This is a genomic window from Ectopseudomonas oleovorans (assembly GCF_003052605.1).
In the GTDB taxonomy this organism is placed as follows: domain Bacteria; phylum Pseudomonadota; class Gammaproteobacteria; order Pseudomonadales; family Pseudomonadaceae; genus Aquipseudomonas; species Aquipseudomonas oleovorans_A.
Window position 1 is genome coordinate 16,009 of sequence record NZ_QASO01000003.1, and the last position, 20,848, is coordinate 36,856.

Sequence of the window (20,848 nt, forward strand, 5' to 3'; positions counted from 1 at the left end):
AAAATCCAGTCACCGCTAAGTGACTGGATTTTCTAGGGTTTTTTGGTCGGGACGGAGTGATTCGAACACTCGACCCCTTGCACCCCATGCAAGTGCGCTACCGGGCTGCGCTACGCCCCGACGGTGCTTTCGGGTGACTGAAAGCGGGAGGAACTATACATTAAGCTTTTGAAATAAGGCAACTTTTTCTTGGCCTTACTTCTTCAGTACATGCAAAACATCCTCGAGCTCGGAAATCATCTGTTTGATCAGCTGACGATACTGAGTGGTGTCGTCCTTGGCTTCGTCACCAGAAAGGCGCTGACGTGCGCCACCGATGGTGAAGCCTTGATCGTACAGGAGTGCACGAATCTGCCGAATCATCAGCACATCCTGACGCTGGTAATAGCGACGGTTACCCCGCCGCTTTACCGGATTCAGCTGTGGGAATTCCTGTTCCCAGTAACGTAGAACGTGGGGCTTGACCGCGCAGAGTTCGCTGACCTCACCAATGGTGAAGTAGCGTTTGCCGGGAATTGCCGGTAGTTCGTCGTTATGACTTGGTTCCAGCATAGGCCTCGACCCTGGCTTTCAATTTTTGCCCTGGACGAAAAGTGACCACACGGCGAGCCGTGATTGGAATCTCTTCCCCTGTTTTCGGGTTACGGCCGGGTCGCTGGCGCTTGTCGCGCAAGTCGAAATTGCCGAACCCGGACAGCTTGACCTGTTCGTTCAGCTCAAGAGCCTGGCGGATCTCTTCAAAAAACAGCTCCACCAGTTCCTTGGCTTCCCGTTTGTTCAGGCCGAGCTCTTCATACAGACGTTCCGCCATCTCAGCTTTCGTCAGAGCCCCCATACGCTACTTCCTTAACGTGGCGTTGAACCTTTGTTCGAGGCAGGTGAGGATGTTTTGCGTAGTAGTACTCACCTCATCGTCATTAAGAGTGCGCGATGGATGTTGCCAGGTCAAGCCAACAGCAAGGCTTTTTCTATGCGGATCAATACCTTTACCGTGATAGACGTCAAATAGCTTGAGGTCTGTCAGCCATTCGCCCGCAGTTTCTCGGATTGCCGACAACACGGCTTCGGCCGGCTGCTCGCGATCGACCAGCAGCGCCAGGTCACGACGCACTTCAGGGAAGCGAGACAATTCGCTGAACGCAGGCATACGACCAGCAGCGACTTCGGCCAGCACCAGCTCGAAGAGGAACACCGGCTGATCCAGGCCCAGGGTCTTGGTCAGCTCCGGATGCAAGGCTCCGATGAAGCCGACCAGACGCCCTTCCCTCTCGATACGAGCGGTCTGGCCTGGATGCAGAGCAGGATGCTCGCCCGGCACGAAGCTGAATGCATCGGCCGCGCCGGCATAACCCAGCAACGCCTCGACATCAGCCTTCAGATCATAGAAATCGACGCTCTCACGGCCGTTGGCCCAGCCTTCCGGCAGACGGCTGCCAGTGATCACACCCGCAAGCATGGCCTCCTGCTGCAGACCTTCCAACTGGCCGACGAAGCGCAAGCCGCTTTCGAACAGGCGCACACGCGACTGCTGACGGTTGAGGTTGTGCTGCAGCGCCTTGACCAGGCCCGGCCATAGCGACGAACGCATGGCAGCCATATCGGCAGAGATCGGGTTAGCCAACTGCAGCGGCTCGACGCCAGGGGTGAACAGCTCGAACAGCTTAGGATCGATGAAGCTGTAGGTGATCGCTTCCTGGTAGCCACGGGCGACCAGCAGGCGACGCAGAGCCGGCAGTTCGGCACGCGCTTCGGCCTTGGCCTGTGGCGCCAAGCGAGCCTGCGGGTAACGCACCGGCAGGCGATTGTAGCCATACAGGCGGCCCAACTCTTCGATCAGGTCCACTTCCAGACTGATATCGAAGCGGTGGCTCGGCACGCTGACCTGCCATTGACCGGAGCCCTGAGCGCTGACGCCCAGCCCCAGTGCGGCGAGCAGACGTTCGACTTCGGCACCGTCCATGTCCATACCCAGCATCTGACTGATGCGCTCGGCACGCAGCGTGATGGGCGCCACCTTGGGCAGATCGGCCTCGCTGGCGACCTCGATGATCGGCCCAGCTTCACCGCCGACGATCTCCAGCAGCAGCGCAGTGGCGCGCTCCATCGCCTTGCGCGCCAACTGCGAATCGACACCACGCTCGAAGCGGTGCGAAGAGTCGGTATGCAGACCATAGGAACGGGCCTTGCCGGCTACGGCGATGGTGTCGAAGAAAGCGCTTTCCAGGAACAGGTCACGCGTCTTGTCGCTCACACCGCTGTGTTCACCACCCATTACGCCAGCAATGGCCAGAGCACGACCATGGTCGGCGATCACCAGGGTGTCAGCGCGCAGGCTGACTTCCTGGCCATCGAGCAGCACCAGCTTCTCGCCCTCTTCCGCCATGCGTACGCGAATGCCGCCGTTGAGCTCGGCGAGATCGAAAGCATGCATCGGCTGACCCAGCTCGAGCATCACGTAATTGGTGATATCCACTGCTGCATCGATACTGCGGATATCGGACCGGCGCAGGCGCTCGACCATCCACAGCGGGGTCGGCCTGGACAGGTCGACGTTGCGTACCACGCGCCCCAGATAGCGCGGGCAAGCATTGCCCGCCAGCACCTCGACCGGACGCACTTCATCGTGGGCGGGCGCTACGGCTTCGACAGCCACCGGCGAAACTGCGGCGCCGTACATAGCTCCGACTTCGCGAGCGAGGCCAGCGAGCGACAGGCAGTCGCCACGATTGGGGGTCAGGCCGATCTCGATGCTGGCATCGTCGAGACTCAGGTAGGCCCGGATGTCCTGCCCGGCAGGCGCATCCGCCGCCAGCTCCATCAGGCCGCTATTGTCTTCGCTGACCTGCAGCTCGGAAGCCGAGCACAGCATGCCCTGCGACTCCACGCCACGCAGCTTGGCCTTCTTGATCTTGAAGTCGCCCGGCAGCTCGGCACCGATCATGGCGAACGGAATCTTGATGCCGGCACGGGCATTGGGCGCACCGCAGACGACCTGGAAGGTCTCGGCGCCATTGCTCACCTGGCACACGCGCAGCTTGTCGGCATCCGGGTGCTGTTCGGCACTGAGGATCTCACCGACCACCACACCACTGAAGGCACCGGCCACCGGCTGCACCGCATCGACCTCTAGGCCGACCATGGACAGGCGCGCCACCAACTCCTCACGGGATACGTCGGGGTTCACCCAGCTGCGCAGCCACTGTTCACTGAATTTCATCCTGCTCTCCTAAATCTGCTCAGACGATCTGCTACTAGCGAAACTGCTCAAGAAAACGCAGATCGTTATCAAAGAAGATGCGCAGGTCGTTGACGCCATAACGGAGCATGGTCAGCCGCTCTACCCCCATACCAAATGCGAAACCCTGATACCGCTCTGGATCGATACCACTCATACGCAGCACGTCCGGGTGAACCATTCCGCAACCCAGCACTTCAAGCCAGGATTGAGACTCCTGCCCGTCCTTACGAACCACCCGGCGAATGTCCACCTCGGCCGATGGTTCGGTAAAGGGGAAGAAAGAGGGCCTGAAACGCACTTCCAGATCCGCCTCAAAGAATGCCCGCAGAAACTGCTCTATGGTGCCCTTGAGATCGGCAAAGCTCACACCTTCATCGATAAGCAGCCCCTCAACCTGATGAAACATCGGCGAGTGAGTCTGATCGGAGTCGCAACGATAAACACGCCCAGGGCAAATGATGCGAATCGGCGGCTGCTGCGATTCCATGGTGCGCACCTGCACCGGCGAGGTGTGAGTGCGCAGCAGCATGTTCGCATTGAAATAGAAGGTATCGTGCATCGCCCGGGCCGGGTGGTGACCGGGAATATTGAGCGCTTCAAAGTTGTGGTAGTCGTCTTCGACTTCCGGGCCTTCCGCCACGCTGTAACCGATGTGCGAAAAAATCTGCTCGATACGTTCCAGCGTGCGGGTTAGTGGGTGCAGACCACCGGACGCCTGGCCACGGCCAGGCAGAGTCACATCGATACGCTCGGAGGCCAGCTTCTCGGCGAGCAGAGCCTGCTCAAGCACGGATTTGCGGGCATTCAGAGCGTCTTGCACCTGGTTCTTGGCAGTATTGATCAGGGCGCCGGCCTGCGGGCGCTCTTCAGCCGACAGCTTGCCCAGGGTCTGCATCAGGGCTGTCAGCTCGCCTTTCTTGCCAAGGTACTGAACCCGGAGCTGTTCCAGGGCATTGACATCTTCGCTTTGTTGCACGGTCTCGAGCGCTTGGGAGACCAATGCATCCAGATTTTCCATTTACAGACTCCAGATACGAAATAGGGGAAGAGCTGTTAAGGCTCTTCCCCTATCTTTGACGTTGCCACCGGGCGAGCCCGGTGATTGTCGGGGGACTTAAGCCAGAACGGCCTTAGCTTTCTCGACAATCGCAGCAAACGCCGCTTTTTCGTTCACTGCCAGATCAGCCAGAACCTTACGGTCGATTTCGATCGACGCTTTCTTCAGGCCAGCGATCAGACGGCTGTAGGACAGACCGTTGACGCGAGCACCAGCGTTGATACGAGCGATCCACAGTGCGCGGAACTGACGTTTTTTCTGACGACGGTCACGGTAGGCATATTGACCAGCCTTGATGACAGCCTGCTTGGCAACACGGAACACACGCGAACGAGCGCCGTAGTAGCCTTTAGCCAGTTTCAGAATCTTTTTGTGACGAGCACGAGCGATAACGCCACGCTTAACACGAGCCATGAGTAATTACCTCTAAGTATCTTGACCGATTAACGAACGCGCAGCATGCGCTCGACTTTAGCTTTGTCCGACGGACCGATCAGCGAGCTGCCACGCAGCTGGCGCTTACGTTTCGTGGACATCTTGGTCAGGATGTGGCTCTTGAAAGCGTGCTTGTGCTTGAAGCCTGTAGCAGTCTTCAGGAAGCGCTTCGCAGCGCCGCTCTTGGTTTTCATTTTTGGCATGTTTTGTACTCCGCATTCATTAACAACTGATAACCATCAGGCCTGCCAGTGCCCGGTAGATTATTTACGCTTCTTGGGTGCGATGACCATCATCAGCTGGCGTCCTTCCAGCTTAGGATGCTGTTCTACGGTGCCGATTTCAGCGAGGTCAGCTTCGACCCGCTTCAACAGCTCCATACCCAGTTCCTGGTGAGCCATCTCACGACCGCGGAATCTCAGAGATACCTTGGCCTTGTCCCCGTCTTCAAGGAAACGTACCAGGTTGCGTAGTTTTACCTGGTAATCCCCATCTTCCGTCCCTGGACGAAACTTGATTTCTTTAATCTGCTGCTGGTGCTGGTTCTTCTTGGCGATAGCAGCCTGCTTCTTCTTCTCGAACAGGTGCTTGCCGTAGTCCATGATGCGGCAAACTGGCGGTACTGCATCAGCCGAGATCTCTACCAGATCCAGCTTGGCTTCTTCAGCCACGCGCAATGCCTCATCGATCGAAACAACACCGATCTGCTCGCCATCTGCACCAATCAGGCGCACTTCACGAGCGGTGATGTTTTCGTTGATCGGCGCCTTAGGGGCGGCCCGCTTGTCCTGTCTCATTTCACGCTTAATAGTTATTACTCCAAATCTTGGCGACCACGCCGGGAAACCGCTTGCTGCAACTGTGCGGCGAACTGCTCGATGGGCAGAGAGCCCAGATCGACGCCTTCACGGGTACGGACAGCAACGGATCGAGTCTCGACTTCCCGATCTCCAATAACCAAGAGATAGGGAACCTTGAGCAAGGTATGCTCGCGGATTTTAAAGCCGATCTTTTCGTTTCTCAAGTCAACCTTGGCACGAAAACCGCTTTGATTGAGAGTTTTCTCGACTTCCCGGGCAAAATCGGCCTGCTTGTCGGTGATATTCATGATCACCGCCTGGGTTGGAGCGAGCCAAGCCGGGAAAGAACCGGCGTAGTGCTCGATCAGCATCCCGATGAAACGCTCGAACGAACCAAGGATCGCACGGTGCAACATGACCGGACGCTTGCGGTTGTTGTCTTCGGCAATGTAGCTGGCATCCAGACGCTCCGGCAGGTTCGGATCGTACTGCAGCGTACCGCACTGCCAGTTACGACCCAGGCAATCACGCAGGGTGAATTCGATCTTCGGACCGTAGAAGGCACCCTCGCCCGGCTGATATTCCCAGGCCAGACCGGATTCATTCAGCGCCTCGGCCAGCGCACCTTCGGCGCGATCCCAGAGCTCGTCGGAGCCCACGCGCTTGGCAGGGCGGGTCGAGAGTTTCATGGCGATATCACTGAAACCGAAGTCCGCATAGACCTGCAGGGTCAGTTTGATGAAGTCGGCCGCCTCTTTCTTCACCTGATCTTCGGTGCAGAAGATGTGCGCGTCGTCCTGCACGAAGCCACGCACGCGCATGATGCCGTGCAATGCACCGGACGGCTCGTTGCGGTGGCAAGCACCGAATTCGGCGAGACGCAGCGGCAGGTCGCGGTAGGACTTCAGGCCCTGATTGAAGATCTGTACGTGGCACGGGCAGTTCATCGGCTTGACCGCATAATCGCGGTTTTCCGAAGCCGTGGTGAACATGTTCTCGGCGTAGTTGGACCAGTGCCCTGAGCGCTCCCAGAGGATGCGATCGACCACCTGCGGCGTGCGTACCTCGACGTAGCCATTCTCACGCTGCACCTGGCGCATGTACTGCTCCAGCACCTGATAGACAGTCCAGCCATTGGGGTGCCAGAACACCATGCCCGGCGCTTCTTCCTGCAGGTGGAACAGATCCAGCTGCTTGCCGATGCGACGGTGATCGCGCTTCTCGGCCTCCTCGATGCGCTGGATATAGGCAGCCAGCTGCTTCTTGTCCGCCCAGGCCGTGCCGTATACACGCTGCAGCTGCTCGTTCTTCGAGTCACCGCGCCAGTAGGCACCGGAAATACGGGTCAGCTTGAATGCCTTGAGAAAACGCGTGTTCGGCACGTGCGGGCCGCGACACATGTCGACGTACTCTTCATGGAAATACAGACCCATGGCCGTTTCGTCCGGCATGTCGTCGATCAGACGCAGCTTGTATTCCTCGCCACGCGACTTGAACAGCTCAATGACCTCGGCACGCGGTGTCATCTTCTTGATGACGTCGTAGTCCTTCTCGATCAACTCGGCCATGCGCTTTTCGATGGCCGCCATATCTTCCGGCGTGAAGGGACGATCGATGGCGATGTCGTAATAGAAGCCTTCGTCAATGACCGGCCCGATCACCATCTTGGCGTTCGGATACAGCTGCTTGACGGCATGCCCAACCAGGTGAGCACAGGAGTGGCGGATGATTTCCAGCCCCTCTTCGTCTTTCGGCGTGATGATCTGCAGGGTGGCATCGGTATCGATCACATCACAGGCATCAACCTGCTTGCCGTTTACCTTGCCAGCCAAGGTGGCCTTGGCGAGACCTGCACCAATGGACTGCGCGACCTCCAGCACGGATACCGGATGATCGAACGAACGCTGACTGCCGTCGGGAAGAGTAATGATGGGCATGGCGCCTCCTCTCCTAGTGGTGACCCCTACCAAAGGTCACGTGGGTTGGGATGAGCCAGGAAGCGATTCAGCGGTATACCCACCTAACGATGGCAGGAGCCCGAAGGCCAACCAGTCCGAACCAGAGTCACTGGAAGTAAAAGAGTGCGGATGCTTTCAGAAAGCCTGAGCCCTGACAAGCTGCCGCTTGAAACAAAACACGCAAAAACCTGATGCATCATCGCCCGAAAAAATCGAGCAATAAAAAAGGGGTCGCTTAGCGACCCCTTTTTATCGATTTGGTAGGCACAATTGGACTCGAACCAACGACCCCCACCATGTCAAGGTGGTGCTCTAACCAACTGAGCTATGTGCCTTCGATGGGTGCGCATTCTACGCAGATCTTTTTGGCCGTCAACAGGTTTTTTCGCTAACTCACTGAAATAGGCCAATTTTTTATCGAAACCGGATCGTTGAATATTTTGCACGGACACTAGCCGGCTATTTTCAACTCAGGTAGCATCGGTTCATTCGTAAAAAATAAAGAACAGAGGTTCAAAATGGCGCACACGGCCTATCCACAATCCTATTACGCCGCTTCAGCCAACCCCGTCCCACAACGCCCTACCCTGCAAGGCGAAGTGGAAACCGATGTATGCATCATCGGTGCGGGCTACACCGGTCTTTCCACTGCGCTGTTCCTGCTGGAGAACGGCTTCAAGGTGAGCATCGTCGAAGCGGCCAAGGTCGGCTTCGGTGCGTCGGGTCGTAATGGCGGACAGATCGTCAACAGCTACAGCCGCGACATCGACGTGATCGAGCGGACGGTCGGCCCCAAGCAGGCGCAATTGCTCGGACAGATGGCGTTCGAGGGCGGGCGAATCATCCGTGAGCGCATCGCCAAGTACGACATCAAATGCGACCTGAAGGATGGCGGCGTGTTCGCGGCGCTGACTGCCAAGCAGATGGGGCACCTGGAATCGCAGAAGAAACTGTGGGAGCGCTACGGCCATACCCAACTGGAACTGATGGATACGGCGCGTATCCGCGAAGTCGTTGCCACCGAGAACTATATCGGCGGCATGCTGGACATGAGCGGCGGCCATATCCATCCGCTGAATCTGGCGCTCGGCGAAGCGGCTGCGGTCGAATCGCTCGGCGGTGTGATCTATGAACAGTCCCCTGCTACCCGCATCGACCGCGGCGCCAACCCGGTGGTGCATACCCCGGAAGGTCGAATCAAGGCCAAGTTCGTGGTGGTCGCGGGTAACGCCTATCTGGGTAATCTGGTACCGGAACTCGCGTCCAAGTCGATGCCGTGCGGCACTCAGGTGATCACCACCGAGCCGCTGTCCGACGAAGTCGCGGCTAGCCTGTTGCCGCAGGACTACTGCGTGGAAGACTGCAACTACCTGCTCGACTACTACCGTCTGACTGGCGACAAGCGCCTGATCTACGGTGGCGGCGTGGTCTATGGCGCGCGCGACCCGGCCAACATCGAGGCGATCATCCGCCCGAAGATGCTCAAGACTTTCCCGCAATTGAAGGACGTGAAGATCGATTTCGCCTGGACCGGCAACTTCCTGCTGACGCTTTCGCGCCTGCCGCAAGTGGGCCGTATCGGCGACAACATCTACTACTCGCAAGGCTGCAGCGGCCATGGCGTCACCTACACGCACCTGGCGGGCAAGGTGCTGGCGGAAGCGTTGCGTGGTCAGGCCGAGCGTTTCGATGCGTTCGCCGGGTTGCCGCACTATCCCTTCCCGGGCGGACGGATGTTCCAAGCCCCCTTCAGCGCCCTCGGCGCCTGGTACTACACGTTGCGTGACAAGCTCGGCGTGTAATCCCGGCCATCAACGAAAACGGCGCCCGATGGCGCAGTTTTCGTTTGCATCATGGACAGGCCGGCAAGGCCTGACATTGCCCGGCAGAACCACCGACATTCGGTGGCGCAGCGAAGCGCGGATCCTCCGGAGCCAGGCGCTGCGCACAGGCCTGAGCCTGCTGCGCCTCACGGGCGCAAGCCTGTTCCCCGAGCACCTGCGACAGATTGAACCAACCGGCGGCGAAATCCGGCTCGCGCTTGAGGCTCTCACGCAATGCCTGCTCGGCGCCCTTGCGGTCACCATCGGCGTAGCGGCTGTTGCTCAGGGCGAACCAGGGCAGCGCCTGCTCCGGCCAGGCCTCCGTCGCTCGGCGATAGGCGCGCCGCGCCGGTTGGGCGTTGCCGGTCTGCTCGAGATCGTTGGCGGCCTTCATCCAGACATGCATATCGACCTGTGCCGGCAGGCGCTCCGGTGGCAGGGTCACTACCGCCCAACGACCACCGCGCGCCCAGGTTCTGTCGAAACTGTTGAAGCTGTCTTCGAGACGGCGTGTGGTAGCAGAACGCAAAATCAACGTGCGCTCACGGCGGTCGTAACCGACCACCACCGCGAAATGCCATTGCGGATACCAGTCGAACGCCAGGTTCTGCAGCACCAGCACCGGGTTACCGGCGGCCACTTCGGCGAGCACCGCCTCCAGGCGTGGCTGCAGCGGATACACCAGCATCTCGTGATTGCGCGCCGCGGCGACCATCTCCACCTGCAGGCTGCCTTCACGGCTGGGGATGTAGACCTTGTCCTTGAGCGCGCCCGGTGTGGTCAGCACGCCGCGCTGGTTGAGCATGGTGGCCAAAGCCGCCGGCCCGCACTGGAAGGCGTCCTGAGGGAAGAAGGGAACGTCGGTGAGTTCTACCCGCTCAGGCAGACGCTCGGCCTCCGGTGATAACACCGGAGACCGAGCGCAGGCTGTGAGTAGAACGATCGAAGCGATACAGCAGAGGCAAATCAGCGATTTATGCATTTGACGAAATTGAAGATGTTGGTGGCGCACAGCATATCAGTGATGATGAAGATCACCAGAAACAACACGATGATGCCGACCACCCCCGCACCTGCCGGCGCCTGATCCAGCTGCTGGTTGAACTGCGCCAGCTCGGCCGGGGTCAGGCTGGCGATACGCGATTCGACCTGATCACGGTCGACGCCCATGGCCACCAGCTTCTCCTTCACCTGCTCGTCGTCGAGCATGGCCATCAGTTGCTGCTGATCGACCTTGTGCTGCTGCTCGGCGATCACCTCGTGAGTGCCGACCATCGCCGCATTCGCGGCAGGAATCTGCACCACCAGCAGCAGGTGAAACAGCGCGGTAATGGCTGCCAGACGGCGCATAACGGGGTTCATGGAAATTGTCATTGTGGTTATCTCCTGAGGGACGAGGTAGCCAATAGACAGCCTCCAAATCGCTCGGGTTCACTCCATCAGTCTGCGCGGGTTCACATTTCCATCAGAAGCTGGCTGAGCACCGCACGCAGCTTGCCTGGCTTGACCGGCTTGTTCAGCAGCGGTGCACCCAGCGCCTGCAGCTCGCGACGACAGGCATCGCTGCGATCAGCGCTGATGATCAGCGCCGGAATCAGCCTGGAAAATTCGTCACGCAGCTGCTGAATCACCTGGCAACCAAGCACCCCGTGATCGAGGTGAAAATCCGCCAGAATCACTTCCGGCGCCCTGCCCTGCAGACGCTGCAGCGCCTCGGGAAGATCAACGGCCGTCACCACCTCGCAGCCCCACTGTCGGAGCAGTGCGTCCATGCTGTGAAGGATGTCCACTTCGTTGTCGATCACCAACAAGCGCCGGCCCGGCAGGGGATTGCCGAGCAGCGGCTGCGCCACGGATTGCACCTGACGCCGTGGAGCCTCCTGCGCCAGCGGCACACGGATGCTGAAGACCGAACCGCGCCCCGGCAGCGAGCGCACCTGCACCGGGTAGCCCAGCATGCGCGCGATACGCTCGACGATGGCGAGGCCCAGGCCGACGCCCTTGCGCTCGGCGGCGCGCCCGACCTCCAGTTGGTTGAACTCGAGAAAGATCTTGTCCAACTGATCGGCCGCAATGCCCCGGCCGCTGTCCCACACCTGCAGCTCGACGAATGCGCCACGGCGCCGTGCACCGAGCAACACGCCGCCCTGCTCGGTGTAACGGCAGGCATTGCTGAGGAAGTTGCGCAAAATGCGTGTCAGCAGACGGAAATCGGTGTGTACCGCATAACTCGGGACTCGCGCTCGTAGCCGCAAACCACTGGCCGAGGCCACGCTTTCGAATTCAGATACCAGCGGCGCGAGTACCTCTTCCAGGCGATAGACATCGAGATCCGGCTTGATCGCCGCCTGATCCAGCTTGGAAATGTCCAGCAGATCCGCCAGCAGATCTTCGGCACCTTCCAGGGCCAGGTGGCTGCGCTCCACCAGGTTCTGCTCGGCACTCGGCAGTTCACGCTCACGTAGCGTGGAGATCAACAAGCGCGCCGCGTTAAGTGGCTGCAGCAAGTCATGACTGGCCGCGGCCAGGTACTTGTCCTTGCTGCGGTTGGCCGCCTCGGCGGCGTCGCGCGCCTCGCGCAGGGCCAGCTCGATGCGTTCGCGCTCCTCGATCTGCCGCTGCAGGTTGCGGTTGGATTCGAGCAACTCGAAGGTGCGCGACGCGACGCGACGCTCCAGTTCGTCATTGAGTTGTTGCAGGCGCTGCTGCGCCTGCTTGCGCTCGGTGATATCGGCGACGAAGCCTTCGAAGATGCCCTCGCCTTCAGGCTTGAGCAGCAGGTTCATCAACACGTCGATGGTGCTGCCATCGCGCCTGCGCAGGCGCGTCTCGTAGCCGAGCAGAGTCTGGCCCTGGCTCAGTCGCTGGCGAATCACTTCCAGCTCGTCGAAGCCGCCAACGAACAGGTGCCGAGCCAGATCGCCCGGCGACCACAGCACCTGCTGCGGGTCGTCATAACCGAGCATGCGCGCCATCGCCGGATTGGCCGCCAGTACGCCGTCCTGCAGGCTGGCCTGGATGATGCCGTGTACGGCGTGTTCGAACAGCCATTTATAGCGATTGCGCTCGACTTCCAGCTCTTCCAGGCGCGCCAGCAGCTCGGGGTAATGACTCTTGCGCGCCGACTGGCTGCCGAGCCCCAGCAGCCCGGCAAGCGCTTCGTCAGAGCGCCTCGCCATAGACCACCTCGACGTCACGCTGGGTCGATTCACGCGGATTGGTGAGGATGCACGGGTCGTCCATCGCATGACTGGACAGGAACGGAATGTCCGAAGTGCTCACGCCGTGCAAGCTGAGCGTCTCGCGGAAACCCATGGCGTGCTTGAAGGCGATCAGGTGCTCGACCAGGCGCTGGCGAATCTGCGCATGGTTGAGCCCACGGCAGTCGATGCCGAGGGTCTCGGCAATGACCTTGAAACGCTCCGGCGCCGCGCTGTAGTTGAACGCCACCACGTGTTCGACCAGCACGGCATTGCACAGGCCGTGCGGCAGGTCGAGGAAGCCACCGAGGCTGTGGCTCATGGCGTGCACCGCACCGAGAATCGCGTTGGAGAAGGCCAGGCCGGCCTGCATGCTGCCGAGCATGATCTTCTCGCGCAGGGCAATGTCGCCCGGGTTAGCGATCATCTGCACCAGGTTGCCGTTTATCAGGCGCATGGCTTCCAGCGCGTGCGGGTCGGTCAGCGGGCCATGGCCGGTGGAGACGAACGCCTCGATGGCATGCACCATGGCATCGATGCCGGTGCAGGCCGACAGGAACGGATCCATGCTCAGCGTGGTTTCCGGATCGATCAGCGACACGTCCGGCACCACGGCCTTGCTGACGATGGAGAACTTCATCCGCTCCTGCTGGTTGGAGATGATCACGAACTGCGACACGTCGGCCGAGGTGCCGGCGGTAGTCGGGATCAGGATCAGTGGCGGGCTGGGCACGCGAATGGTGTCCACGCCTTCGAATTCGAGAATGCTGCGGCCATGGGCAACGACGATGCCGATGCCCTTTGCGCAGTCCATCGGGCTACCGCCGCCGACCGCGACGATGACGTTGCAACCCTCGCTGCGATACAGCTCGGCGCCCTCCATCACCTCTTCCACGCGTGGGTTGGGCGATACCCTGGTGTACAGGCAGTAGGCAATGCCCTGGGCCTGCAGGCTGGCCTCGACATCGCCGGCCCAGCCAGCGGCAACCACACCGGGATCGGAGACGATCAGCACCTTGCGCGCGCCGAAGGTCTTGGCGTAGTTGCCGACGTTATGCCGGGAGCCGGCGCCAAAGATGATCTCGGGGGAAACGAACTTTCGCAGCTGATTCAATTCGTGGCTCATACAACGGCCTGAAATTTCTTGTTATGGAATGGCGATCAGCCTACTGCATTGCCCGGTTTATGCAATGCGACCTGCGCTTAGCCCAGACGTAGATAGAAGGCATGCTCGGCGCGCAGAGCCTCGGCCAGGTTCGCGGCCTGACGGAAACCGTGGCGTTCTTCTGCGAACAGGTGATATTCAACCGGGAAACCGCGCTGACGCAGCGCCTCGACCATGCTTTCGGTCTGGCTTGGCACCACCACGGCATCCAGCGCGCCCTGGAAAAAAATCACCGGTACCTTGATCCGCTCGGCCTGCAACAAGGGCGTGCGCTCTCGGTAGCGCTCGGCATCCTGCTCGGGGTCGCCGATCAGCCAGTCGAGATAATCCGCCTCGAACTTGTGGGTGACCCGGCGCAGCGCCAGCGGGTCGCTGACGCCGTAGAGACTGGCACCACCGCGTAGCTGCGGCAGCTCGACCAGTGCACGTAGCGCGCTGAAGCCGCCAGCGCTGCCACCGCGTACGAATACACGCTGCGGGTCGATACTGTCATTGCTGGCGAGCGAGTCGATGGCAGCGCGAATATCTTCCACTTCCAGCTCGCCCCACTGCCCTGCCAGACACAACCGATAGGCACGCCCATAACCGCTACTGCCGCGATAGTTGAGATCGAGTACGGCGTAGCCGCGTAGCGTCCAGAAAGCGATACGCGGGTCGAACACCGGGTAGCTGGCGGAAGTCGGGCCGCCGTGGAGGAAAATCACCAGCGGCGGCCGCCCGGCAGCAGGCCGAGGTGCGTAGAAGAATCCATGGCAGCGCTCGTCCTCGCCCAGCGCGCAGCTGAATAGCTGTGGCCGGGCCAACTGCGCTTCGCCCAGGGGTTGCTCGCCACCAGCCAGTATCCGTACCGCGCCGTCGGCCCTGCCGATCGCCAGCACCGCCGGCAGGCGATCTGGTGCGGCGGCGATACAGTAGAAATGTTCGGTATCGGCGGTAAGGGAACGGAAACGCGTAAAACCTTCGGCCAGCCGCGACTCGTAGGATGTCGCGGGGACGCCTGGGCCGTGCGCGCCGATGTTATTGCTGTATGAACTCTTGGTGCGCACGGCGCACCCTACTAGAACACCCACCCCCTGCTCGAAACGGGTCAGCAGAAGCTCACCATTTTCCAGCGGCAGGTAAGTGCGGCTCCCCAGCTGCCAGGGCGCCGGCGCGTGATCGAAGGGTGCGACTTGCAACTCGATGTCGTGATCGACACACCCGGGTTGCCAGCAGCCCGCCTTGTCGCTCAACACCCACAACCGGTTCTGCGCATCGAAGCCTGGCTGCTGCAAAGATCGATCACCCGCCTGCCCGGCCAGCACCCGGGTAGGCTGGCCCGACTCACGCTGGCACAGGCGCGTGGCGACCCAGGGTTGGTGCGGGCGATCCCACTCGATCCAGGCCAGGCGTTGGCCCGCGGAGTCGGCCACGGGCGCTGCGTAGAAATCGGCGCCCTCGACCAGCACTTCGCGCTGGCCCTCGAGACCGATGCGCACCAGGCGATGCAGCACCGCGCCGGCCTCGTGGCACTCCTCCACCGCCAGCAGCGCCTGCCAGGCCGGTACGAAAGACAAGTCGCCATAACGGCAGAGGGAGCGAGCAGTCAGCGCCTGTGGCTCAAGGCCCGTAGGAGCAGCTTTAACCGCGAAGCCCTTTGGCTCACCGCGGTTCGCGGCTAAAGCCGCTCCTACAGAAATACCTGCAATTGCCAGATGGTAGATCTGCTGATCGCTCTCATTAATGAAGGCCACCCCCAGCTCCGTGGCGCAGCAGGCGCCACCGCCGTACTCGTAGACCCGGCTGCGCACGGAAAACCCTGACGGCGTCAGCTCGCACACAACGCCGTCGCGACAGAAGAACAGCCCGCACCGCGCCAGCCCGGGATCGAACGCCACCCACAGCACGCCGCTGTGTGCAGCGTGCAGCTCGGCGAAATCGGCACTGGCGGCCGCGGCCTGTTCGGCGCTCCAGATCGAGTCGGGGTCGGTCAGGCCTTGCATATGATTCGCGAGGCCTTCTCGTTGCGGTACTGCAGGGCATCCAGCCCCATCGGCGCTTCATCGGCCTGCTGGCGTGCCGCGAGAATCACGCCATGGTGAGCCGACTTGCTGCACACCGGGTCGGCGTTGCTGGCATCGCCGGTGAGCATAAAGGCCTGGCAGCGGCAGCCGCCGAAATCCTTGTGCTTCTCATCACACGACCGGCAAGGTTCGGGCATCCAGTCATCGCCGCGAAAGCGGTTGAAGCCGAACGACTCGCGCCAGATGTGTTTGAGACTGTGCTCGCGCACATTGGGGAACTGCACCGACAACTGCCGCGCGCTGTGGCAAGGCAGCGCCGTGCCGTCCGGGGTGATATCGAGGAACAGGTTGCCCCAACCGTTCATACAGGCCTTGGGGCGCTCCTCGTAGTAGTCAGGAGTGACGAAGATCAGCTTGCACGGGTGGTTCTCGGCCGCCAGTTTGTCGCGCCACTGATTGGTGATGCGCTCGGCGCGCTCCAGTTGCGCGCGGGTCGGTAGCAGCCCGGCCCGGTTCAACTCGGCCCAGCCGTAGAACTGGCAGGTGGCGAGTTCGACGAAATCCGCCTCCAGCTCCAGGCACAGCTCGATGATGCGCTCGATGTTGTCGATGTTGTGCCGATGGGTGACAAAGTTGAGCACCATCGGATAACCGTGCGCCTTGACTGCGCGGGCCATGGCCAGCTTCTGCGCGAAGGCCTTCTTCGAGCCGGCCAGCAGGTTGTTCACTTCCTCGTCGGCGGCCTGAAAGCTGATCTGGATATGATCCAGCCCGGCATCGGCAAACTCGGCGATACGTGCTTCGGTCAAGCCGATGCCGGAGGTGATCAGATTGGTGTAGTAACCCAAGCCGCGCGCCGCTGCGATCAGCTCGGCGAGATCCTGGCGCACCAGTGGTTCGCCACCGGAGAAGCCCAACTGCGCCGCCCCCAGTTCACGCGCCTGGCGGAAGACTTCGATCCATTCGGCGGTGCTGAGCTCCGCACCCTGCTGGGAGAAATCCAGCGGGTTGGAGCAGTACGGGCACTGCAACGGGCAGCGATAGGTCAGCTCCGCCAGCAACCAAAGGGGTGGGCCAACCTGTACACCCGGCTTAGCGAAGCTCGATCCAGAACTGAGCATGGGCCACCTCCATGAAGGCAAGAATGTCTTCGTCGATACTCGGCACATCAGGGAAGCGCTGCTGCAGGTTGCCGATGATCTCGGCCACCGAACGCTTGCCGTCGACCTGCTGGAGAATCTCGCTGGCACTGTCGTTGAGCTTGATCATCCCCTCCGGGTAGAGCAGCACGTGGCAACCCTGGGCAGGCTCGAACTGCAAGCGAAAGCCACGGCGGATGGCGGGCACGCTAGGTGGCAGGATGGCAGTAGTCATTGTTCAGACTCCTCACTGGTGCGCGCGGCGCACCCTACAAAGGACTCGGCCGCAGGGTGCGCCGTGCGCACCGCTTGCTTGAGGCTCATAGCGCTATGCCCCGATGCCAGACGCGCTGGTCAGTCACCGTGTGATACGGCGGGCGTTGCAGCTCGTAGGCCATGCTCATGGCATCGAGCATGCTCCACAGCACATCGAGCTTGAATTGCAGGATCTGCAGCATGCGCTCCTGCGCTTCACGGGTGCGGTAATGCTCGAGGGTGATGCGCAGGCCATGCTCGACATCACGGCGCGCTTCTTTCAAACGCTTGCGAAAATAGTCGTAGCCACTGACGTCGATCCACGGGTAGTGCTGCGGCCAGGCATCCAGGCGCGACTGGTGGATCTGTGGGGCGAACAGCTCGGTCAGCGAACTGCTGGCCGCTTCCTGCCAGTTGGCGCGACGAGCGAAGTTGACGTAGGCATCGACGGCGAAGCGCACGCCAGGCAGCACCAGCTCCTGCGACAGCACCTGATCACGGTCGAGACCGACCGACTCGGCCAGGCGCAGCCAGGCCTCGATACCGCCCTCCTCACCTGGCGCACCATCATGGTCGAGGATGCGCTGAATCCACTCGCGCCGGGTTTCGCGATCCGGGCAGTTGGCGAGGATCGCCGCATCCTTCAGCGGGATATTGACCTGGTAGTAGAAGCGGTTGGCCACCCAGCCCTGGATCTGCTCACGGGTGGCGCGCCCTTCGTACATGGCGCGATGGAACGGGTGATGGATGTGATACAGCGCGCCCTTGGCGCGCAGCGCCTGCTCGAACTCGGCAGGGGTCATGGCAGGTTGGCTCATCAGTATCTCCGATACGCGTTGCCGTAGGGTGCGCCGTGCGCACCAGCATTCTTCAAGGTACGCATGGCCTGAGCGGCCCCGCACACCCTACAAAACGATGCTCATGCCATCGAACGCGACCTCGATGCCGTGGGCGTCCAGTTCGGTGCGCTCGGGCGAGTCCAGGTCGAGAATCGGGTTGGTGTTGTTGATATGGATAAGGATCTTGCGCGCGGACGGCAGGCCGTTTAGCACCTCGATCATGCCGCCAGGGCCGCTCTGGCACAGGTGGCCCATCTCACTGCCGAGCTTGTCGCCCACCTCACACACGCGCATCTCATCGTCACGCCACAGCGTGCCATCGACCAGCAGGCAGTCCGCGCGGCGCATCCAGCCCAGCAGGTGCTCGTCTACCTGGCCCAGGCCCGGCGCATAGAAAAGGCTGCGGCCGCTGCGACAGTCTTCGATGAACAGGCCGATGTTGTCCCCCGGGTGCGGGTTGCCGCGATGCGGCGAATACGGCGGCGCGCTGCTGCGCAGGGCGATGGCGGTGATGCTCAGTGCCGGACAGGCGGGAATGCTGAAAGGTTCGGTATTCAGCTCGATCAACCGATGCTGCAGGCCACCGTTCCAGTGGCTGAGCATGTTGAACAGCGGAAAGCCGGTAGTCAGATCCTGATGCACCATCTCGGTACACCAGACCTGATGCGGGCAGCCTTCGCGCAAGGTCAGCAGACCGGTGCAATGGTCGATCTGGCTATCGAGCAGGACGATGCCGGCGATGGCCGTGTCACGCAGCTTGCGCGCTGGTTGCAGCGCCGGAAAGGCCTCGATCTGCGCACGGATGTCCGGCGAGGCGTTACACAGGATCCACTGCTCACCGTCATCGGAGATAGCGATGGACGATTGCGTGCGCGGCTGCCCCCGCAGGGTACCGGCACGCACGCCGCGGCAATTGCGGCAGTTACAGTTCCACTGGGGAAAGCCGCCGCCAGCGGCGGAACCGAGAATCTGGATATGCATGGAAGTCACCAGCGGGGATGCCCCGGACTAGCCGGGGCCAGGAGCAATCAGCGGTTGGCGAAATACATGGTCACTTCGAAGCCAATGCGCAGATCGGTGTAGGCGGGTTTAGTCCACATGGTGCGGTCCTCTTGTTATGAAGCCGGGGCATTCCGGCAACCCCATTAAGCCCCCGCCAGGCAAGAGGCCAAATGGTACTTTGGGATGAATCGGCACTGGCATTGGTAGGTGACGCTATCAGTAGGCATGGCTCACGCCTGGAAGGTTCCAGTCATCGCCTGGCCTGAAACATGCGCGAATAAAAAACGCGGCCGAAGCCGCGTCGCGATAAGGATCTGCTGCCGTTCAGGCCCATGGCTGCCTGCAGACCCACCCGGGTAGGGTTGTTCGCCTGGCAAGAGGCGGCGCACCGGAGCGAGCGCGCCATCTTTGGTACATAGCCGGCTCACGATCTTGCGAGCTAGAGACCTACAAGGCAGAAGCAGGTGAGGAACGGTCGGAGTCGCGGGCGACTGTACTTTCGTCCGCATGACTCGCTCCGCTCGCCCCTCCAGGGCCGCACTGAAGTGCGTTGGCCGCAAGCGGCCTGCCGAGCCTGCTTCTAACGCAGTAGGGCCGACGCGCAGCAGATCGTGTGCTGGCTATCAGAAGAAGCCCAGCGGATTGATGTCGTAGCTCACCAGCAGGTTCTTGGTCTGCTGGTAGTGGTCGAGCATCATCTTGTGGTTTTCACGGCCGACACCGGACTTCTTGTAGCCACCGAAGGCGGCGTGCGCCGGGTACAGGTGGTAGCAGTTGGTCCACACACGGCCGGCCTTGATCCCACGACCCATGCGGTACGCGGTGTTGATGTCGCGGCTCCACACACCGGCGCCCAGACCGAACTCGGTGTCGTTGGCAATCGCCAGGGCTTCGGCTTCGTCCTTGAAGGTGGTCACGCCGATCACCGGGCCGAAGATCTCTTCCTGGAACACGCGCATCTTGTTGTGCCCCTTGAGCAGGGTCGGCTGGATGTAATAGCCGCTGGCCAGGTCGCCTTCGAGCCGCTCGGCAGCACCGCCGGTAAGCACCTGCGCGCCTTCCTGCTGGGCGATCTCCAGGTAGCTCAAGATCTTGTCGAACTGCTGCTGCGAGGCCTGGGCGCCAACCATGGTCTCGGTGTCCAGCGGGTTGCCGCGCTTGATCTGTTTGACCTTCTTCATCACCTCGACCATGAAGGCGTCGTAGATCGACTCCTGCACCAGCGCGCGCGACGGGCAGGTGCAGATCTCGCCCTGGTTGAAGAAACCCAGCACCAGGCCTTCGGCAGCCTTCTCGATGAAGGCCGGCTCGGCGTTCATGATGTCGGCGAAGAAGATGTTCGGCGATTTGCCGCCCAGCTCGACAGTGCTCGGGATGATGTTCTCGGCAGCGCACTTCATGATGTGCGAGCCCACCGGGGTGGAGCCGGTGAAGGCGATCTTGGCGATGCGCGTGCTGGTGGCCAGCGCCTCACCGGCCTCGCGGCCAAAACCCTGGACGATATTGAGCACGCCTGGTGGCAACAGGTCGCCGATGATTTCCACCAGCAGGGTGATCGACAGCGGCGTCTGCTCGGCCGGCTTGAGCACGATGGCGTTGCCGGCAGCCAGCGCCGGAGCCAGCTTCCACGCGGCCATCAGCAGCGGGAAGTTCCACGGGATGATCTGCCCGACTACGCCCAGCGGCTCGTGGAAGTGATAAGCCACGGTGCCGTCGTTGATCTCGGCGGTGCTGCCTTCCTGAGCGCGGATGCAGCCGGCGAAGTAACGGAAGTGGTCGACGGCCAGCGGTACGTCGGCGTTCAGCGTCTCACGCACCGGCTTGCCGTTGTCCCAGGTTTCGGCCACGGCGAGCAGTTCGAGGTTGGCTTCGATGCGGTCGGCGATTTTCAGCAGGATGTGCGAACGCTCCTGCACGCTGGTGCGGCCCCAGGC

20 protein-coding genes and 2 tRNA genes are annotated in these 20,848 nt (G+C 61.3%); 1 reads left to right on the forward strand and 21 read right to left on the reverse strand.

Features of this window, described 5'->3' with window-relative positions:
* Positions 1-43: 43 nt before the first annotated feature.
* From DBO86_RS00780 to DBO86_RS00825, 10 genes are all read right to left on the reverse strand, one after another.
* Positions 44-120 (reverse strand) — tRNA-Pro (locus DBO86_RS00780).
* A 75-nt stretch (positions 121-195) separates the two neighbouring features.
* Positions 196-552 (reverse strand): MerR family transcriptional regulator, encoded by a 357-nt coding sequence (locus DBO86_RS00785; RefSeq protein WP_003461233.1) that lies wholly within the window; start codon positions 550-552, stop codon positions 196-198.
* Positions 533-835, reverse strand: coding sequence for an integration host factor subunit alpha (gene ihfA / locus DBO86_RS00790; protein ID WP_003243414.1), 303 nt, complete (start codon positions 833-835; stop codon positions 533-535). Before ihfA ends, DBO86_RS00785 begins: the two co-directional genes overlap by 20 nt.
* A 3-nt stretch (positions 836-838) precedes the next feature.
* On the reverse strand, positions 839-3,217 hold the full coding sequence (gene pheT, locus DBO86_RS00795; RefSeq protein ID WP_108232728.1) for a phenylalanine--tRNA ligase subunit beta: 2,379 nt from the start codon (positions 3,215-3,217) through the stop codon (positions 839-841).
* A gap of 34 nt (positions 3,218-3,251) precedes the next feature.
* Positions 3,252-4,256 carry a phenylalanine--tRNA ligase subunit alpha gene (gene pheS, locus DBO86_RS00800; protein ID WP_108232729.1) on the reverse strand — a complete coding sequence of 335 codons (1,005 nt, stop codon included), beginning with the start codon at positions 4,254-4,256 and terminating at the stop codon, positions 3,252-3,254.
* A 96-nt stretch (positions 4,257-4,352) separates the two neighbouring features.
* Complete coding sequence (gene rplT / locus DBO86_RS00805) at positions 4,353-4,709, reverse strand: 50S ribosomal protein L20 (protein ID WP_003461224.1); 357 nt, start codon at positions 4,707-4,709, stop codon at positions 4,353-4,355.
* A 29-nt stretch (positions 4,710-4,738) separates the two neighbouring features.
* The gene (gene rpmI, locus DBO86_RS00810) at positions 4,739-4,933 is read right to left on the reverse strand and encodes a 50S ribosomal protein L35 (protein WP_003461222.1); all 195 of its coding nucleotides are present in this window, start codon (positions 4,931-4,933) and stop codon (positions 4,739-4,741) included.
* Positions 4,934-4,993: 60 nt separating this feature from the next.
* The gene (infC, locus tag DBO86_RS00815; protein ID WP_174578087.1) at positions 4,994-5,545 is read right to left on the reverse strand and encodes a translation initiation factor IF-3; all 552 of its coding nucleotides are present in this window, start codon (positions 5,543-5,545) and stop codon (positions 4,994-4,996) included.
* Entirely contained in the window at positions 5,545-7,467 is a 1,923-nt protein-coding gene (gene thrS / locus DBO86_RS00820; RefSeq protein WP_108232730.1) for a threonine--tRNA ligase, read from the reverse strand. The genes infC and thrS overlap by 1 nt, the downstream gene beginning before the upstream one ends.
* 279 nt (positions 7,468-7,746) lie before the next feature.
* A tRNA-Val gene (locus tag DBO86_RS00825) sits at positions 7,747-7,823 on the reverse strand.
* A gap of 183 nt (positions 7,824-8,006) precedes the next feature.
* Between DBO86_RS00825 and DBO86_RS00830 the strand changes: the two genes are divergently transcribed.
* Positions 8,007-9,290, forward strand: a complete 1,284-nt coding sequence (locus tag DBO86_RS00830) for an NAD(P)/FAD-dependent oxidoreductase (RefSeq protein ID WP_108232731.1) — start codon at positions 8,007-8,009, stop codon at positions 9,288-9,290.
* 49 nt (positions 9,291-9,339) lie between these two features.
* On the opposite strand, the gene DBO86_RS00835 is transcribed toward DBO86_RS00830, so the two are convergent.
* The 11 genes from DBO86_RS00835 to DBO86_RS00885 form a co-directional block, all read right to left on the reverse strand.
* Complete coding sequence (locus DBO86_RS00835; protein ID WP_108232732.1) at positions 9,340-10,221, reverse strand: PA2778 family cysteine peptidase; 882 nt, start codon at positions 10,219-10,221, stop codon at positions 9,340-9,342.
* 56 nt (positions 10,222-10,277) lie between these two features.
* On the reverse strand, positions 10,278-10,685 hold the full coding sequence (locus DBO86_RS00840; protein ID WP_074680593.1) for a PA2779 family protein: 408 nt from the start codon (positions 10,683-10,685) through the stop codon (positions 10,278-10,280).
* A gap of 80 nt (positions 10,686-10,765) precedes the next feature.
* Complete coding sequence (locus DBO86_RS00845; RefSeq protein ID WP_108232733.1) at positions 10,766-12,490, reverse strand: hybrid sensor histidine kinase/response regulator; 1,725 nt, start codon at positions 12,488-12,490, stop codon at positions 10,766-10,768.
* The gene (ercA, locus tag DBO86_RS00850) at positions 12,474-13,637 is read right to left on the reverse strand and encodes an alcohol dehydrogenase-like regulatory protein ErcA (protein WP_003461205.1); all 1,164 of its coding nucleotides are present in this window, start codon (positions 13,635-13,637) and stop codon (positions 12,474-12,476) included. Before ercA ends, DBO86_RS00845 begins: the two co-directional genes overlap by 17 nt.
* Before the next feature lie 77 nt (positions 13,638-13,714).
* Positions 13,715-15,658 (reverse strand): alpha/beta hydrolase family protein, encoded by a 1,944-nt coding sequence (locus DBO86_RS00855; protein WP_108232734.1) that lies wholly within the window; start codon positions 15,656-15,658, stop codon positions 13,715-13,717.
* Positions 15,646-16,800, reverse strand: a complete 1,155-nt coding sequence (gene pqqE / locus DBO86_RS00860) for a pyrroloquinoline quinone biosynthesis protein PqqE (RefSeq protein ID WP_108232735.1) — start codon at positions 16,798-16,800, stop codon at positions 15,646-15,648. The genes DBO86_RS00855 and pqqE overlap by 13 nt, the downstream gene beginning before the upstream one ends.
* Positions 16,772-17,053: a pyrroloquinoline quinone biosynthesis peptide chaperone PqqD gene (pqqD, locus tag DBO86_RS00865; RefSeq protein WP_108232736.1), complete on the reverse strand. Its 282-nt coding sequence runs from the start codon at positions 17,051-17,053 to the stop codon at positions 16,772-16,774. The genes pqqE and pqqD overlap by 29 nt, the downstream gene beginning before the upstream one ends.
* An 85-nt stretch (positions 17,054-17,138) precedes the next feature.
* The gene (pqqC, locus tag DBO86_RS00870; protein WP_108232737.1) at positions 17,139-17,891 is read right to left on the reverse strand and encodes a pyrroloquinoline-quinone synthase PqqC; all 753 of its coding nucleotides are present in this window, start codon (positions 17,889-17,891) and stop codon (positions 17,139-17,141) included.
* Positions 17,892-17,978: 87 nt separating this feature from the next.
* The gene (pqqB, locus tag DBO86_RS00875; RefSeq protein WP_108232738.1) at positions 17,979-18,893 is read right to left on the reverse strand and encodes a pyrroloquinoline quinone biosynthesis protein PqqB; all 915 of its coding nucleotides are present in this window, start codon (positions 18,891-18,893) and stop codon (positions 17,979-17,981) included.
* A gap of 47 nt (positions 18,894-18,940) precedes the next feature.
* Complete coding sequence (gene pqqA / locus DBO86_RS00880; protein WP_003243383.1) at positions 18,941-19,012, reverse strand: pyrroloquinoline quinone precursor peptide PqqA; 72 nt, start codon at positions 19,010-19,012, stop codon at positions 18,941-18,943.
* A 525-nt stretch (positions 19,013-19,537) separates the two neighbouring features.
* On the reverse strand, positions 19,538-20,848 hold a 1,311-nt coding region (locus tag DBO86_RS00885; protein ID WP_108232715.1), incomplete at its 5' end, for an aldehyde dehydrogenase family protein.

Bases quoted from the DNA above. Each gene is read 5' to 3' on its own strand.
- DBO86_RS00855 (WP_108232734.1), bottom strand. From the start codon at position 15,658: ATGCAAGGCCTGACCGACCCCGACTCGATCTGGAGCGCCGAACAGGCC.
- ihfA (WP_003243414.1), bottom strand. From the start codon at position 835: ATGGGGGCTCTGACGAAAGCTGAGATGGCGGAACGTCTGTATGAAGAG.
- pqqE (WP_108232735.1), bottom strand. From the start codon at position 16,800: ATGCTCAGTTCTGGATCGAGCTTCGCTAAGCCGGGTGTACAGGTTGGC.
- pqqC (WP_108232737.1), bottom strand. From the start codon at position 17,891: ATGAGCCAACCTGCCATGACCCCTGCCGAGTTCGAGCAGGCGCTGCGC.
- DBO86_RS00785 (WP_003461233.1), bottom strand. From the start codon at position 552: ATGCTGGAACCAAGTCATAACGACGAACTACCGGCAATTCCCGGCAAA.
- pqqD (WP_108232736.1), bottom strand. From the start codon at position 17,053: ATGACTACTGCCATCCTGCCACCTAGCGTGCCCGCCATCCGCCGTGGC.
- rplT (WP_003461224.1), bottom strand. From the start codon at position 4,709: ATGGCTCGTGTTAAGCGTGGCGTTATCGCTCGTGCTCGTCACAAAAAG.
- DBO86_RS00830 (WP_108232731.1), top strand. From the start codon at position 8,007: ATGGCGCACACGGCCTATCCACAATCCTATTACGCCGCTTCAGCCAAC.
- pheS (WP_108232729.1), bottom strand. From the start codon at position 4,256: ATGGAAAATCTGGATGCATTGGTCTCCCAAGCGCTCGAGACCGTGCAA.
- pqqB (WP_108232738.1), bottom strand. From the start codon at position 18,893: ATGCATATCCAGATTCTCGGTTCCGCCGCTGGCGGCGGCTTTCCCCAG.
- rpmI (WP_003461222.1), bottom strand. From the start codon at position 4,933: ATGCCAAAAATGAAAACCAAGAGCGGCGCTGCGAAGCGCTTCCTGAAG.
- thrS (WP_108232730.1), bottom strand. From the start codon at position 7,467: ATGCCCATCATTACTCTTCCCGACGGCAGTCAGCGTTCGTTCGATCAT.
- DBO86_RS00845 (WP_108232733.1), bottom strand. From the start codon at position 12,490: ATGGCGAGGCGCTCTGACGAAGCGCTTGCCGGGCTGCTGGGGCTCGGC.
- ercA (WP_003461205.1), bottom strand. From the start codon at position 13,637: ATGAGCCACGAATTGAATCAGCTGCGAAAGTTCGTTTCCCCCGAGATC.
- pheT (WP_108232728.1), bottom strand. From the start codon at position 3,217: ATGAAATTCAGTGAACAGTGGCTGCGCAGCTGGGTGAACCCCGACGTA.
- DBO86_RS00840 (WP_074680593.1), bottom strand. From the start codon at position 10,685: ATGACAATTTCCATGAACCCCGTTATGCGCCGTCTGGCAGCCATTACC.